Here is a 15,599-nt window from a genome sequence, read left to right as displayed (position 1 = left end):
GCAGGCGCGGTCAGACCGACTTGGATTTGGCTTCCTGAATCATCCTGCTGGCCTCGGCGTATCGCTCTTCTATGTACTGTTCAAGCATTTTCTCTTCGACGCGCCACTGACCGCGGCCACCCACCTGGATGGCCTTGAGTTCCCCGCTGCGCACCAGCGCATATGCCGCGGGAGAGTTGATCTGCAGCTGTTCGGCTACGTCCGCAAGGGTCAGAAAACGGGGCATAGTCCAATTCTGCCATCACAGCTGCCAAATGATGCCGTTATCCACAGTTTGATGTTCTTTGCCCCTGTGTCTTTCCCATTGGCTCCGCATGCCGTAACAATGATCTTGACTGGCGCACGACGGCGCCTGAGCGTCAAGGGGGAGCAATTACGCATGAGTGCCAGTGCCGCGACTACGGGAGCCCGCCTCAAGAAGCCCTCGTGGAAAGATCCGCGGCTCCTGGTTGGCGTGCTGTTGGTCCTCGCCTCAGTTGTCGGTGTCATTTCCCTTGTTGGGAGCGCCGACAAGACAACGGAGGTTTTTGCCGCGGGTGAGGCGATTGCGGTGGGGGAGAAGCTGACCCCGGACAACGTGAGCCGCGTCAAGGTTCGGCTGGGTGAGGTGGAGCACGGGTACATCACTGCCGAATCAGGCCTGCCGGAGGGTGTGGTGGCAGTCCAGCGGATTGGGAAAGGCCAGCTTTTGCCCCGGGAAAGTCTGGGAAGCGTCGACGCGCTGGACCGGAAGCCTGTGGCGATCACTGTGCAGGAAGCATTGCCTGAGCAGGCCGTGGCCGGCACGCTGGTGGACGTATGGGTTTCGATGCCGGATGCGCGGAATGGTTTCGCTCCTCCGAAGCTCATGCTTCCCGGCGCGGAGATCGCCCAGGTTTCGCCGGGCTCCACGGCTCTTGGTTCCGCCAAGTCGACTGTGCTCATGGTCCTGGTGGGCGACGAGCAGATGCCCTCACTCCTCGGCGCCCAGGCGAATGAGGCCAAAATCTCCGTGGTGTGGAGCCCCGGGGGTGCCGCCAAGTGAGTATTCCGGTAGTCACCGTCGGCGAGGCGCAGGATGACCTGGTCGGCGGCCTTGAAAGGCTCCACGGTCCTGTCACGGTGGTGCGGCGCTGCGCCGAGCTGGCCGAGCTGCTGGCAGCCTGCCAAAGCGGGCTCGCCCGGGCGGCGGTCGTCGCCGAGGGAAGCGGGGAGCTGACAGCCTCACTCGTCGACAGGCTGGGAGCCGTCGGGGTCGCAATCATTGCGTTGACGGACAACGCTGAGGAATCCACACGCCTGCAGGGCATCGGCGTGTCCGCCGTTATCTCCTCTGTGGAATCAGCGGCATTGGCAGAGCGCATCTCCGAGGCGGTTGCGCAGTTCTCCGGACACAGGTCCGCCACCTCCGGCCTGCGTGACCACGGTTTTGCCGAGACAGGCGCCGCCCTGCGGCCCGGCCCTGCGGAGCCAGCCGAGGCGCGGGAGTCTGCCGGTACGGGACAGGTTATTGCAGTGTGGGGTCCGGCCGGCTCGCCCGGGCGAACGCTGATGGCCGTGAACATGGCCGGCGAACTGGCTAATGAGGGAAAATCTGTCCTCCTCATTGACGCTGACAGCTACGGCGCAAGCGTCGGAGCGGTTCTGGGACTCTTAGACGAGGCCGCCGGCCTGGCGCAGGCCTGCAGGCTGGCCGACCAGGGGCTCCTGGACACAGAGTCCTTGCTTCGGGTGGCGGTGCCGGTTGCCATGAAGTCAGGAACGTTCCGCGTTCTGACCGGAATTACGCGGGCAGACCGCTGGACCGAACTTCGGGCCTCGGCCCTGGCGCTCGTGCTCGAGCGGGCCAAGGAGGTGGCCGAGGTGGTGGTCGTGGACACCGGATTCTGTCTCGAGGCTGACGAGGAACTCAGCTTCGACACCATGGCCCCCAGGCGAAACGCGGCCACGCTCAGGAGCCTGGAGTTGGCGGACAAAGTCTTCGCCGTCGGATCCGCGGACTCCATCGGTGTTCCTCGGCTGGTCCGCGGACTCGCTGAACTCCACGCGGCCGTGCCCGGCCTCAAGCCGGAGATCGTTCTGAACAAGGTGCGTGCTTCAGCAGTAGGGCGCTCACCTGAGCGGCAGCTTCGTGAAGCGTGGGAACGCTTCGGGCCGGCCACAGCCATCACAGCGTTCCTTCCTGCTGACCCCGGGGCAGCTGATGCCGCCCTGTTGTCGGGCACCCTCCTCCTGGAAGCTGCCCCGGATTCACGGCTAAGGGCAGGAATCGCCGATTTGGTTTGTGCACGTGACCAGCGAAATCGCCGTTCTTCTGTCCTTACCCCCACAGCAAAGCGCAGAATAAGGGGCTAGGCTCACGTTTAAGGCTGCAACGGTGCGGCCGCGAACTGTGTGATGGAGGCGTTTGTTCATGTCGTCTGGGTCCAGCGTGGAGGATAAGTCCCGTTCTATCGGAGCCGAAGGGGGCTTCTTCGCGGACTACTACGAGCACCTTGCTGAAGAGGACGCGCGAGCATACCCGCGCGAAGTTTTGAAGCTCCGGGCCGAGACGCACCGGCAGGTAGCATCGAACCGCCAGCCCGGGACTGCGAAAATCTCGATTGTTGATGAAGCAGACCAGAGCGCGGTGTACATCGTCACGGATGACATGCCCTTCCTCGTGGACTCCGTCAACGCCGAGCTCGTGCGGCAGAACTTCGCCATTCACCTCGTGCTGCACCCCATGTTTGTGGTCACGCGTAACCGCAGTACCCATGACCTCGTGAAAGTGGACAGGGTTCCAGCGAGCGTCGGGATTTCCAGCGGTGACACCGCCGCGCTGCCCAGCCTCTCCCACCTCATCGCACAAGGTGACAACAGCACGCACATGGAATCCTGGATCGCGGTCGAAATCGGCCGCGCCAGCGAAGAGGCGAAGCGGCGCCTGGTTGAAGGGCTGGAGAGGGTGCTCGGCGACGTCCGGGCCGCCGTCGAAGACTGGCCGAGAATGCGCAGCAAGGCCCGCCAGATCGCCGACAGCCTGGACAAGATTGCCAACTCCTCCCAGATCGCCGAGCTGCGTCAGGCCCAGGACCTGCTCCGGTGGCTGGATGAAGGGAACTTCACGTTCCTCGGCTACCGCGAATATGACCTCGTTAACGAGGCAGGGGAAGACGTCCTCGAACTTCGGGAGGGCAGCGGGCTCGGCCTGCTGCGTACCCAGCGGGACACGGCCCATGTCCAGCACCTGACCGACGCCGGCCGGCGCAAGGCGCGGGAGAAAAAAGCCCTGGTCATCACCAAAGCCAACTCGCGCTCCACAGTGCACCGGCCCGCCTACTTCGACTACATCGGTGTAAAAAGCTTCGATGCGGAAGGCAACGTCAACGGCGAACAGCGCTTCATCGGCCTTTTTGCCACCAGCGCCTACACGGGTTCAGTCCGGGACATCCCCATCGTGCGGGAGAAGGTCGCAGCTGTTCTCCGGGGCGCTGGATTCCCGCCGGACTCCCACTCGGGCAAGGACCTGCTCGGCATCCTCGAAACGTACCCGCGCGACGAGCTCTTCCAGATCGAGGTCGCTGACCTTGCCGCGACGGCAACCGGCATTCAAAGGCTCCAGGAGCGCCGCCGCACACGCCTGTTTCTGCGGCCTGACATCTACGGGCGGTTCATGTCCGCCGTCGTGTACCTGCCGCGTGACCGCTACACCACCAACGTCCGGCTGCGGATTGAGCAGGAACTCCGCGAGACCTTCCAGGCCGAGTCCATTGACTACGAGGCGCGGATGACGGAGTCGGCGCTCGCCCGCCTCTTCTTCCGGATCCGGCTGCCAAAGGGCGCCGACGTGAGCCACGTCAACACCGAGGACCTGGAAAAGCGCCTTGTCCGTGCGACCCGGTCCTGGGGCGAAGGTATCAGCGAAGTCCTGCGCGACCGCAGCAACGGGGACGGCTCCAAGGAACTCGCCGACATTTGGGCGGAGGCCTTTCCCGCCAGCTACCGGGTGGACTACGAGGTTGAAGACGCATTGGAGGACATCGAGCGGTTTGAGAAGTATGGCGCTGCTGCCGAGCGGAGCGAAGGAGCCAAGCAGGAACGCCCCGGCGTCCATGTTTATCTTCCTGAGGGTGCGGGGGCAACGCTCGAAGAGGATGCCCGCGTCAAGCTCTACATGCTGGAGCCCAAGAGCCTCAGCCAGATCCTTCCCTACTTCCACAATCTGGGACTCGAGGTGCTGGACGAGCGGCCGTTTGAGATCGAAACGGCCGACAACCGCGACTTCTTCCTGTACGACCTCGGCCTGAAATATCCGGCAGGCGTGGACCCGCTCTCCACCGGTCAACTGCTGGCGGACGCATTCGGCGCGGCCGTGTCCGGGGCGGTCGAATCCGACAGCTTCGACCGGCTCGTCCTTCGGGAAGGAATGGACTGGCGCCGTATTATCGTCCTCCGTGCCTACGCGAAGTACATGCGCCAGATGGGGAACACGAATTCATTCGGGTTCATCGCAGACACCCTCCTGGCCAACCCCTCCGTCACCAAGGGCCTCAGCGCGCTCTTCGAGGCACGGTTCGACCCGGCCCTGACCGAGCTGGAACGGGCCGAACGCCAGGAAAAGGTGCAGGCGGAACTGGCTGCAGCCATCGAAGGTGTCGCAACCCTGGACGCAGACAGGATCCTGCGGACCTTCGGCAACCTGATCGAATCGACGCTGCGCACCAACTTTTACCAGGACAAGTCCTACGTCAGCTTCAAGCTGAACCCGGCAGGCATCAACGGCCTGCCCTTCCCGCGGCCCATGTTCGAAATTTGGGTCTACTCTCCGCGGGTTGAGGGAGTGCACCTGAGGTTCGGCAAGGTGGCCAGGGGCGGTCTCCGCTGGTCCGACCGCCGCGAGGACTTCCGCACTGAGATCCTGGGGCTGGTCAAGGCACAGACAGTCAAGAATGCCGTCATCGTTCCCACCGGCGCCAAAGGCGGCTTCTTCGCCAAGCGGCTGCCTGATCCCGCCACGGACCGGGCCGCATGGATGGCCGAGGGCATCGAAAGCTACAAGACCTTCATTCGAGGACTGCTCGACGTCACGGACAATCTCGTGACCGAGGCTGACGGCGAACGGCTCGTTGTGCCGGACAAGGTTGTAAGGCACGACGACGACGACGCTTACCTCGTGGTGGCGGCCGATAAAGGTACGGCAACCTTCTCCGACATGGCGAACGGGCTGGCGGCAGAATACGGCTTCTGGCTGGGCGACGCCTTCGCCTCCGGCGGTTCTGTTGGCTACGACCACAAGGCTATGGGGATCACGGCGAGGGGGGCGTGGGAATCCGTCAAGCGCCATTTCAGCGAACTGGACCTTGACACCCAGTCCGATCCGTTCACTGTAGTCGGTGTGGGTGACATGTCCGGCGATGTCTTCGGCAACGGCATGCTGTTGTCCAAGCACATCCGGCTCGTCGCCGCTTTTGATCACCGGCACATTTTCCTCGATCCCAACCCGGATGAAGCGGCCTCCTACACTGAGCGCCAGCGGCTGTTCGAGCTTCCCAGGTCCTCCTGGGACGACTACGACAAGTCGCTCATCAGCGAAGGAGGCGGGGTCTACCCCCGCCAGGCCAAGTCAGTTCCCGTATCCCCGCAGGTTCGAGCGGCCCTCGGTCTGTCGCAGGAGATTACCCAGCTCAGCCCGCCCGAACTGTTGCGCGCCATCCTGCTCGCTCCTGCCGACCTGCTCTACAACGGCGGTATCGGCACCTACGTGAAGGCCAGCACAGAGACTCACGCCATGGTCGGGGACAAGGCGAACGACGCCATCCGTGTCGATGGCCGGGACCTGCGCGTAAAAGTGGTGGGCGAGGGCGGCAACCTGGGGATGACCCAGCGCGGCCGTATCGAGGCAGCCCTGCAAGGCGTCATCCTCAACACGGACGCCATCGACAACTCGGCGGGTGTGGACTGCTCGGACCACGAGGTCAACATCAAGATCTTCGTGGACCGGATGGTCGCGGCCGGGAAACTTGATCCCGCCGAGCGCCCGGAGTTCCTCGCGTCGATGACCGATGAAGTCGCCCGGCTCGTGCTGGAAGACAACATCGACCAGAACATCCTCCTGCTCAACGACCGCCAGCGGGTGGCCGAATGGAGCCCCAGCTACGAAAGGCTGATGGACTGGCTGGAAAAGTCGGCAGACCTGGACCGCGAGCTGGAGGCGCTTCCGTCGAACCAGGTCCTTCGCGAACGTCTTGAGCAAGGACAGGGCCTGACATCACCGGAGCTGTCCGTCCTCGCTGCCTATGCCAAGATCGAGCTCGCCACAGCCCTGCGCGACAGTGATCTCGCTGACGACCCATGGTTCCGGCGGACGCTCAGGGAGTATTTCCCGCAGCAGTTGCGGGAGCGGTTCGACGCCGAGCTGGACACCCATCCGCTGCGGCGCGAGATCATTGCAACGGTCGTCGCAAACGACATGGTCAACATGGGCGGCATTACCTTCGCTTTCCGGACCATGGAAGAAACGTCGGCTAGTGAAGTGGCGGTAGCCAAGGCGTTCGTTGCCCTGCGTGAGGTGTACGAGCTGGAGATCATGATTTCCGAGCTCAACGACCTTCCGGCGTCGTTCCCCACTGAACACTGGAGCGCAGTGCACCTGGACATCCGGCGGCTTCTCGACCGCGCCGTGCGCTGGCTTCTGGGACAGGGCCGTGCGTCCCGGCCGATTGCGGACATTGTCGCCGAGTTCAAGCCGCTCATGGACCCGATGAGGGCCCGGCTCCTGGATTACCTGCGCGGTGACGACAGGGCACGGGTGGCCGCCTGGCTCGAAAAGGCGCGGTCCTGGGAGCTGCCCGAAGATCTGGCCCATCGCTGGGCGGAGCTCTTTGAGAGCTTCGTGCTGCTGGACATTGCGAAGGTCGCCCACGCGCGCAAGGAGCCCGTGGAGGAGATCGCGCACGTCTTCTACACCGTGTTCAACCGCTTCCATGCCGATTCCCTGCTGGAGCGGATCACCGCACTGCCCCGCAAGGACAGGTGGCAGGCGCTCGCCCGGGCAGCTCTGCGGGATGACCTCTACTCGACGGTGTCGGACATAACGACGGCGGTACTGGAGTCGACAGCCGCCGGGCTGCCGGCAGACGAACGCCTGAAGGCGTGGGAGGTCCTTAACGCGGAGCAGCTGGGCCGCGCCAAGAGCATGTTCGACGAGGTGAACGCACTCGAGGCCGACGACATGGCCTCGCTGTCGGTAGCATTGAGGCTCTTGAGGTCAATCGTCCGACGCTAGGACAGCCCGTCCCGGCGTCGTTATCTGGAGGTGCAGTGGCAATCTTTACCGACCCCATCAGGGAGCATGCTGATTTCGGGCCGGGGGATGCGGAATGGCTGCACCTCCTGGTAGGCGACTGGCAGATGGTGGCTGACCTCGCCTTTGCCGACCTGGCGCTGTGGTTCCCGCATCCCGATTATGGCTATGTGGCCTTGGCCCACGTCCGGCCCTCCACGACGCACACAGTGTTTCATGCTGACTTCGTCGGGGAGGGCATCCGGTCGGACCTGCAGCCCCTCGTCGACAAGGCGTGGGCTAGCCGCACCATCGAGCGTTCCAGCGAGACCAACTGGAGCAGCGACATGGCGCTGCGCGTGGAGGCTGTTCCAATGGTCAGAAACGGCCGTACACTCGCAGTGGTCACCTCCCACATGGACCTCTCGAGTTCCCGCATGCCGTCCCGGCTGGAGCTGACATACCGCCAGTGCGCCTACGACCTCCTGCGGATGGGCACGCTGGGGCTGTGGCCTGACTTCGCGTCGCCCACCGGTTCGCGCCGCGGGGCGCCCCGCGTGGGTGACGGGCTCATCCGGCTCGATGCGGAGGGGATCGTCCAGTACGCCAGTCCCAACGGCGTGTCCGCCTTCCGGAGATTGGGCGACGGCGAGTCCCTGGAAGGGCGTTCCCTCGCGGAAGTAACGGCAGGCCTGCTCAAGGACCGCCGAATGGTGGATGAAACTCTTCCGCTGGTTGTCACCGGGCGCATGCCGTGGCGCAGCGAGATCGAATCCAGGGGAGTGAGCCTGTCCCTGCGCGCTATTCCCCTCCGCGACGAACAACAGCGTTTCGGAGCGCTCGTGCTGTGCCGCGACGTCTCTGAACTGCGCCGGCGCGAGATGGAACTGGTCACCAAGGACGCGACCATCCGGGAGATCCACCACCGCGTCAAGAACAACCTGCAGACCGTTGCCGCCTTGCTGCGGATGCAGTCCCGCCGCATGGTCAGTGATGAAGCAAAACAGGGACTGGAACAGGCCATGCGCCGAGTTGCCACCATCGCGCTTGTCCACGAGACGCTCTCCCAGGGACTGACTCAGAGCGTGGATTTTGATGAGCTGATTGGGCGGCAGTTCCGCCTGTCCGCGGAGGTTGCATCACCATCCCAGCAGGTTCGGACCCAGAGGTCAGGCATGTTCGGGGATCTGCCCAGCGACTTTGCCACGCCCCTTGCGCTGGTGATCAATGAACTGGTGACAAACGCCGTTGAACACGGACTTGAGGGGCGGACCGGAACGGTCTGGCTGCTGGCTGACAGGTCTGAAGGCGACGACGGGGAGGAACTGCTGACGGTGACCGTGGCAGACGACGGTGTGGGCCTGCCCGAGACCCCCCACGTGGAGGGCCTCGGGCTGCAGATCGTGCGGACCCTGGTCACCAGTGAACTCGGCGGGACCATCCAATGGAAGCCCCGGGACGGCGGGGGGACTGCTGTCCAGATTGTGCTAAGCCTGACGACCCACTGAGGGGGCGGCAGAGGCGCACGCGCGATGAATTTTATTTGGACATGGCAAAGGCCGCGGACCCAGGGTCTGCGGCCTTTGCCATAACTATTGAAACGAGCTGACGTTCGGTAAGCGGCGTCAGGAGGCGCGGCGCGCCCGGGCTGCCCGGCGCTTCAGGGCGCGGCGTTCGTCTTCACTCATGCCTCCCCAGACCCCGGCATCCTGGCCGGACTCCAGCGCCCACTGGAGGCAGGTGTCGACGACGGGGCAGCGGCGGCAGACGCTTTTCGCTTCTTCGATCTGCAGAAGGGCGGGGCCGGTGTTTCCGACCGGGAAGAAAAGCTCCGGGTCCTTGTCGAGGCACAACGCGCGATTACGCCAATCCATGCTGATCAGTTACTCCATTCCTGGTAAGTCTGCGACACTTGTGAAAATATTCACTAGGGCCTACATAGGAAAGGGGCCCTGAGGGCCCCCTTGGTCATCTGGATCAAGCGTTTCATGTTAACGCTGTGTAAACAAGGGGTATTGGTCCACGAAATGCCCCTGAAACGTGAGCGATGCATCACACCGGGCAACGGCCCCCACCGTGTGTCGACTATCTCGGGTAGGGTGCCAGTGTGTCAAGACCCCCAGCCACCCCCTCCAACCCTTCTTTCGGACCGGAAGATGACGGCGCTGCCGGACGTGAAAACGGCCCGCATGCTCCTGTTGCCCGTCCCCGCCCGGTCACGGTTCTTTCGGCGGTCGTGGGCGCCGAGGCGACTGCTTTACTCGCGGCTGCTGCCTGGTACGGATTCCAACTCGTAGCTGGCGCGCCTGTGCTCTCGTTCTGGGGTGCCGTCTTTACCCTCGCGCTGCTTCTGGCTTTTGCCTCGTGGCTGTATGCGGTCGCTGTATTCCTGTACCGGGGATTCCGCTGGCCACGGGCAGGTGCCCTGGTGGCGCAGCTGTTCGTGCTCACGATTGGCTTTCCCACGCTCACCGGCGGGTACCCAGTGGCCGGTCTGGCCATGCTCGTTCCTGCCGCCGTCGGCATCGTGCTGCTGTTCGATAAGCGCGTCATCCAGTTCGCGTCCCGTGCCGCAGGCTCTCCGCCCGCACTGTGACCGGCAGGCGCGCCGTCAGAGCTGGGCGACTGATCTAGGCGACTGATTTGGCGCATGGACTAATCGGCGGGGGCCCGCACTGCTGGGACCGGAAGCTGAATCGGGGTGCCCCTGCCATCGGCGATGAGAATGGCCCGTCCCGGAGGGGGATTGGGTTCCAGCTCGAACCGCACTCCGAAGAGGTCTCCGTCCATGTGGCTCCGTGGAGCTATGAGTATTCCGGTGCCTCCATTGCGGGCGGCCATCACGAGGGGTGCCCGCTGCGGCAATGACTGGCCAAAGGTGGCGGACAGGATCACCGGCCAGCCGAGGGTACTCACCTCCATCAGTTTCTGGCCGGTGGAGGAAGCCAGGCGGTCCGCGTCGTCGACAAGCAGTACCGCGTCCCGGCCAAGGCGGCCCGTGGCCGCGTCTCTGTGGACTTCCGCCCAATAGTCGTCGGGGTTCCGCTCGGGACCCGGCTGCAGCCAGGCCGGGACATGGCTGTTAACAACGGGCAGGGCAGCGAGCAGGGATGTCTTCCCCGATCCGGGAGCGCCCAGGATGGCCAGGACGCCTGCCGTGGGAAGGCGCAGCGCGACCGGCGAAAGTTCGTCCCCGCCCACGCCTACAAACAGCCGACGGATCGGCTCAACGTGTGCCGCCGCACAATGCTCGGGCTGAAGCGGCTCGATGGTACTTGCCTCGCGGTGTTGCCGGATCAGTCCGAGCATGTCTTCCATGGGTAGGCGGCGAGGCAACGCTTCTACCCTGAAGGGCCGGGCGGGACTACGGGGTTGAGCGCCTGGGCCGGCCTGCCCGTCACTGGCATGGAACTGGCAGACAGCCGGTCCTCCTCGGGCAATGGATCCGAAGGCCACAGCCCTGCCGCGCACCCTGGGAACCGCTGGCATCTTAGGCCATGAAAAGCGGCTCTCATCGCTGGTGCCGCGGGGAAAGTACACCCGGTTAGGAACGTCGGACAGGAACCGCGACACTGCCAGGTCACGCTCGCCAGACAGGACGGCTGTGATACCCGCGCGTCGCCCGTCACGCACAATGTCCTGAACGAGGTCTTCGCCCCACATCAGCGGGCCCGACCGCATGGCGGAGAGCCAGGATCCCCACCCCGAAATTGCGAGGACCAAGGGAGTATCGCGCAGGGGCACGGCACGGCTCAAGCGGCGGGACATCTCGCTGCCGATCCGTTCCAGCACCCGGACGCCGCGGCGCAGGTCGTGAAGGCCGACCACGGCGCCAGTCCTGGATGATGACTGCATCCGAATAAAAGAGCCGTCCGCATCAAGGACATACAGGTGGGACTCCACGGGATGCACGGCCAGCTGGTCGAGAACCAGCGACATGGCACTGGCAGCATCACCCGAGGTGGTGCCGATGAATGCGAGGTGCCCGTCGTCCAGTGCGTGCCACGAGAGCGGGACGACTTCTTGTTCCTGCGGAAGATCCAGCCACCCGAGCTCAACCTCCAAGCTGTCGTTCAGGGCGCCCGGCGCGCTCGCCGGAGACGGACCGGTTTCCAGCCCACGAGGGCCAACCCCATCCAGCGGAAGTCCGACCGGGGCGAGTCTGTCCTGTGGCCGGGGGTAGGTCGGGGTGCTCGGCAACGGCGGAGCGACGGGGCTTCGGACAGGGCCGGTGCCGCATTCCTGCCACAAAAGGTTCAGCGCCTCGACAATCGGTGCGGCAGCGGCGGCCGGCGTGAGCTGGGGAGGCGGCGTTGCACCCTCCGGTGACCGGGGCACGCCAGCTGACAGGGCGTCCAGTGTCCGGCGGACCACAAGGCCGCTATGGACAAGTCCAGGATCTCCGACAGAGAGCGCGGCAGTCTGGAACTCCGCAGGCTCATGGTTTCCCCGGACGAGGAACGCCCGGCCCGGTGTTTCCACTGCGATTGTGGCGGCCGCATTGGTACCGATGATGTCAGCCGATTCGTGTGCTGATTGAACCCGGAGTGCAATGCTGGTGGTGACGTTCGCGCGGATGTCAGCGTTGAGTGCTCCTTGCGGGCGCTGGGTGGCCATGACCAGGTGAAGTCCCAAGGACCGTCCGATCGTGGCAATCCTCATGAGTTCGCTCAACGATTCCGGCGCGTCGTCCACCAGCATCCGGAACTCGTCGATGATCACGACAAGCTGCGGCAGGGGCGGAGAATCATGCCTTCCGGCAAGCCGGTACGCCGTAAGGTCGGGGGCCTCCGCGGCTGCGAGGAGTTGCTCCCGACGCCGGACTTCCGCCCGCAGCGACGCCATGGTGCGGTCGAGTTCGCTCCTAGTGAGGTCGGTCAACATACCGACGCAGTGGGGGAGCGACGTCAGAGGACCCAGCCCGGATCCGCCCTTGAAGTCGAAGAACAGGATGTTCATTCGGTCCGGGGGATAGCTGAGGGCCAAGGCCACGGACAGGGTGCGCAAGAGCTCGGACTTTCCGGAACCTGTGGTGCCGGCTACGAGCAGGTGAGGGCCGTCCGCTTCGAGGTCGAGGATACGGGGACCATCTCCTCCCTGCCCCACGGGGATGGCCAGGCCTGGGGCCGAGCGACCAACGGACCAGCGCAGCGCGGTCGCCTCGGCTGACAGATCGAGAACCTCAGCCAGCGTGCACGCCGCCGGAACGGAACGGCCTCGCACCGGTACTCCCTGATCCTGCCCGAACCGCCGGCAGTATTGGACGAACACGTCCTGCGGCACGAGGTCGGCCACGAACTGCTGGATGGAGCCGAGGGAACGGAGCGCGGCGTGGCTTCCGGCCAGATCAATATCGGCATCGGGCGGTTCCGAAGCATCTGCCCATGCACCGGACGGCAGGAACCTGAAGACGCGCCAGCCAACCTGGTGCGCCACCTCGCACAGGTGGTCCAGCAACAAGTCCTTCTCCTCGGAAGTGATCAGCACTAGTACATGGGGGATTCCGCCCCGGACCGGATCCCGCGTCAGAACTTCCGGCATGTCCTCCGGGCGGCCGTGCAGTGTGACGTTCGGAAGGTATCTCGCGGCCAGAGGCAAGGAGTTCACCGGTCCGCAGACTGCTATCCGGGTTCCCCTGGCCAACGGATATCCCGTCAGCTGCATAAGAAATGAATGCAGAAGGCCCGAGGTCTCCGACTCCGGCCCGCGCACCGAGACCACCGACGCCCCCGGGGCCAGCAGGAGCGGAACGGCCCCCAGCGGAGGTGGCCGGAAGGCAGGGTCCTGCGGCTCGAGTCGGACGTTTGCGCGCTGCTCAGCCAGTCCCAGGCGCAGCCAGACGCCCGAAACCTCAGGCGTGATCTGGCCAGCCGCCGCCTTGCCGGGTGAATCCAGCGCCAGCTGGGCAGGCGACGGGGCTGACCGCCGTCGTCGTTCCTTATCGTCCGCCGCCGCCGCAGCAACTCCTGACCGCATTCTTCGCCGAGCCCGGCGGCCCGAGACAATCGGCACCACAAGTGTCACTGCCGACACTGCCGTGAAAGCCAGAAACATCCACATGCCGGTCAGCAGAGCCAGGCCGACACCGAGGACAACAGGCAGCAGCGCGCTGAGAAACAGCATCCCTCGGTTTTCCTGACCGGCCGGCCGAGGCACCGTCAGCGGCTCGGCAACGGGCGCCCCCGCGGCGCCCAGGCAAGAGGTCCGGGATCCGGGTGGACCTGCTACAACAATTGACATGGTGGAACGTCCGCATCTGATCACGGAATCTGTGGAGAGCGTGGCGTTCCGGACATACTTACCGTCCACCTCGATGCCGTTGGCGCTGCCAAGATCCTCAATGGTCAGGGCTGCATCGGTCACGTCGATTCTGGCGTGTTCCCGGGACAATTCGGGATCGGGGATCGTCAGGTCCGCTGTAGTGCGGCCGATCCGGTAGCTGCCGCGGCGCAGCGGAAGCACTCTTCCCGCGGCGGGACCGCTGTGCACAGCCAGAAGCAGGGCCGCAGGAAGATCCTGCCCCGACTGGCGGTGCACCCTCTCCCGGCGCCCGCCGCCGTCGACGATGACCGCACCGGTGACAAGCGGCGGCCGTCCAATGACAAGGGCGGAGAGCGGCAGGCCGCCCACGGTCAGCCGCCGGGTTCCGAACGCCCGGGAAAGCTCCCGTTCCAGTTCTGTTCCGGGAGCGTTCCCGGCAGCCCGCGCCGTAAGCTCCAGCGGAGCTTCGTCGCTTTCCGAACCGGGGCCGCGAACCAGGGTGAAGTGCAGGTCCACTTCCAGGCCTCCAATCCTGCGGGCTGCTAAGCACAACGCTAAGTCCTGTAAAGCCGGCGTTGTCCGGGCGGATGCCCCTATGTGGATAACGGAACGGGCAGGCCTAAGAGGAGCGAGGCTGTGTCATGCAGAGGGTGGCCGAGTCGGCAATCCGTCAGGACAGCGGATAGTGTTAAGCAAAACCGGAGGCTCCCGCGTGGCTCCTCCCTGCCAGTCAAGAGAGAAAAGGCGTCAGAATCGTGAAGATCGCTGTTATTGCGCTGGGGAAAATCGGGTTGCCGTTGGCGGTGCAGTTTGCGTCCAAGGGCCATGAGGTTGTCGGCGTGGATGTTAATCAGGCGGTCGTTGACCTGATCAATGCCGGGACGGAGCCTTTCCCAGGTGAGGCGCACCTGCAGGAGAAGCTGGCGGAGCTCGTGCCGGCTGGCAAGCTGCGCGCCACGACGGATTATGCCGACGCGGTACCCGGTGCCGACGCCGTGGTGCTTGTGGTGCCCTTGTTTGTTGATTCTGAGGCCCGGCCTGATTTTGGCTGGATGGACGGCGCCACGGCTGAGTTGGCCAAGCACCTGACGCCTGGCACCCTGGTGTCGTACGAGACGACCCTCCCGGTGGGAACCACCCGGACACGCTGGAAGCCTGCGTTGGAGGCGGGCTCGGGACTGGTTGAGGGCAAGGATTTCCACCTGGTCTTTTCTCCCGAGCGTGTTCTGACCGGCCGTGTGTTTGAGGATCTGCGCAAGTACCCCAAGCTCGTGGGCGGCCTGTCGGAAGCCGGGGCGGCGAAGGCTGTTGAGTTCTACGAGGCTGTCCTTGATTTTGATGAGCGTTCGGACCTGCGCCGTCCGAACGGTGTGTGGGACCTTGGCTCGGCCGAGGCGTCCGAGATGGCGAAGCTGGCCGAGACCACGTACCGGGACGTCAACATCGGCCTGGCGAACCAGTTCGCGCGTTTCGCCGCCACAGCCGGGATTGACATTTACCAGGTCATCGAGGCGTCGAACTCCCAGCCCTACAGCCACATCCACAGCCCGGGCATCGCGGTGGGCGGGCACTGCATCCCTGTGTACCCGCGCCTGTACCTGTGGAATGATCCGGAGGCGACTGTGGTCCGGGCCGCGCGCGCGGCCAACGCAGACATGCCCGACTACACGGTGGGGCTGCTGGAAGGCGCCTACGGCGACCTGACCGGCGCCCGTGTTGTGGTGCTGGGCGCGGCGTACCGCGGAGGCGTGAAGGAGACCGCGTTCTCGGGTGTCTTCGATGCTGTTGCTGCCCTGGAAAAGCGCGGCGCCGAGGTGCTGGTCCACGATCCGCTGTATTCGGATGCCGAGCTGGACAAGCTTGGCTTCGCCGCGTACCACGTGGGCGAGCCGGTGGACGCGGCCGTGGTTCAGGCGGACCACGCTGAGTACCGGGACCTTACTGCCGCCGACCTGCCCGGGATCAAGGCGTTCATCGACGGCCGGCGTGTGAGCTCGGCCGACCGCTGGGACGGCGTCACCTACCGGGTCATCGGCAAGGCCTGACCCTGCAGCCGCAGCCCCGCCGGGCTGCTGTGCCAGCACTTTCTGTGTCA

Annotated in this window: 9 protein-coding genes; 6 read left to right on the top strand and 3 right to left on the bottom strand. The window is 64.8% G+C overall.

The genetic code is table 11. The features are described 5' to 3' along the window. Positions 1–10: 10 nt before the first annotated feature. The gene (locus tag ACIP9X_RS05830; protein ID WP_015937610.1) at positions 11–226 is read right to left on the bottom strand and encodes a helix-turn-helix domain-containing protein; all 216 of its coding nucleotides are present in this window, start codon (positions 224–226) and stop codon (positions 11–13) included. A 153-nt stretch (positions 227–379) separates the two neighbouring features. Between ACIP9X_RS05830 and ACIP9X_RS05825 the strand changes: the two genes are divergently transcribed. From ACIP9X_RS05825 to ACIP9X_RS05810, 4 genes are read left to right on the top strand one after another with little or no spacing between them, the layout of a single operon-like run. Beyond that, complete coding sequence (locus tag ACIP9X_RS05825) at positions 380–1,024, top strand: SAF domain-containing protein (RefSeq protein ID WP_400478782.1); 645 nt, start codon at positions 380–382, stop codon at positions 1,022–1,024. Next, on the top strand, positions 1,021–2,334 hold the full coding sequence (locus ACIP9X_RS05820; RefSeq protein WP_400478781.1) for a CpaE family protein: 1,314 nt from the start codon (positions 1,021–1,023) through the stop codon (positions 2,332–2,334). Before ACIP9X_RS05825 ends, ACIP9X_RS05820 begins: the two co-directional genes overlap by 4 nt. A gap of 58 nt (positions 2,335–2,392) precedes the next feature. Then, positions 2,393–7,246 (top strand): NAD-glutamate dehydrogenase, encoded by a 4,854-nt coding sequence (locus tag ACIP9X_RS05815; protein ID WP_400478780.1) that lies wholly within the window; start codon positions 2,393–2,395, stop codon positions 7,244–7,246. Between the two features lie 35 nt (positions 7,247–7,281). Beyond that, positions 7,282–8,751, top strand: a complete 1,470-nt coding sequence (locus ACIP9X_RS05810; protein ID WP_400478779.1) for a sensor histidine kinase — start codon at positions 7,282–7,284, stop codon at positions 8,749–8,751. A gap of 117 nt (positions 8,752–8,868) precedes the next feature. Here the strand turns inward: ACIP9X_RS05810 and ACIP9X_RS05805 are convergent, their stop codons facing one another. Continuing rightward, a complete protein-coding gene (locus ACIP9X_RS05805; protein WP_400478778.1) occupies positions 8,869–9,117 on the bottom strand; it encodes a WhiB family transcriptional regulator in 249 nt (82 codons plus the stop codon). Between the two features lie 233 nt (positions 9,118–9,350). Between ACIP9X_RS05805 and ACIP9X_RS05800 the strand changes: the two genes are divergently transcribed. Continuing rightward, positions 9,351–9,839 (top strand): hypothetical protein, encoded by a 489-nt coding sequence (locus ACIP9X_RS05800; protein WP_400478777.1) that lies wholly within the window; start codon positions 9,351–9,353, stop codon positions 9,837–9,839. Between the two features lie 59 nt (positions 9,840–9,898). Here the strand turns inward: ACIP9X_RS05800 and ACIP9X_RS05795 are convergent, their stop codons facing one another. Continuing rightward, complete coding sequence (locus ACIP9X_RS05795) at positions 9,899–14,020, bottom strand: FtsK/SpoIIIE domain-containing protein (protein ID WP_400478776.1); 4,122 nt, start codon at positions 14,018–14,020, stop codon at positions 9,899–9,901. Positions 14,021–14,259: 239 nt separating this feature from the next. On the opposite strand from ACIP9X_RS05795, the gene ACIP9X_RS05790 reads away from it, so the two are divergent. Continuing rightward, the gene (locus ACIP9X_RS05790; protein ID WP_400478775.1) at positions 14,260–15,549 is read left to right on the top strand and encodes a nucleotide sugar dehydrogenase; all 1,290 of its coding nucleotides are present in this window, start codon (positions 14,260–14,262) and stop codon (positions 15,547–15,549) included. The last annotated feature ends 50 nt before the right edge of the window (positions 15,550–15,599 follow it).

Source organism: Arthrobacter sp. NPDC093125 (genome assembly GCF_044754225.1).
Classification (GTDB): Bacteria; Actinomycetota; Actinomycetes; order Actinomycetales; family Micrococcaceae; genus Arthrobacter.
The sequence above is the reverse complement of the archived record's forward strand: the minus strand, read 5'-3'. Positions and strand labels throughout refer to the sequence as shown.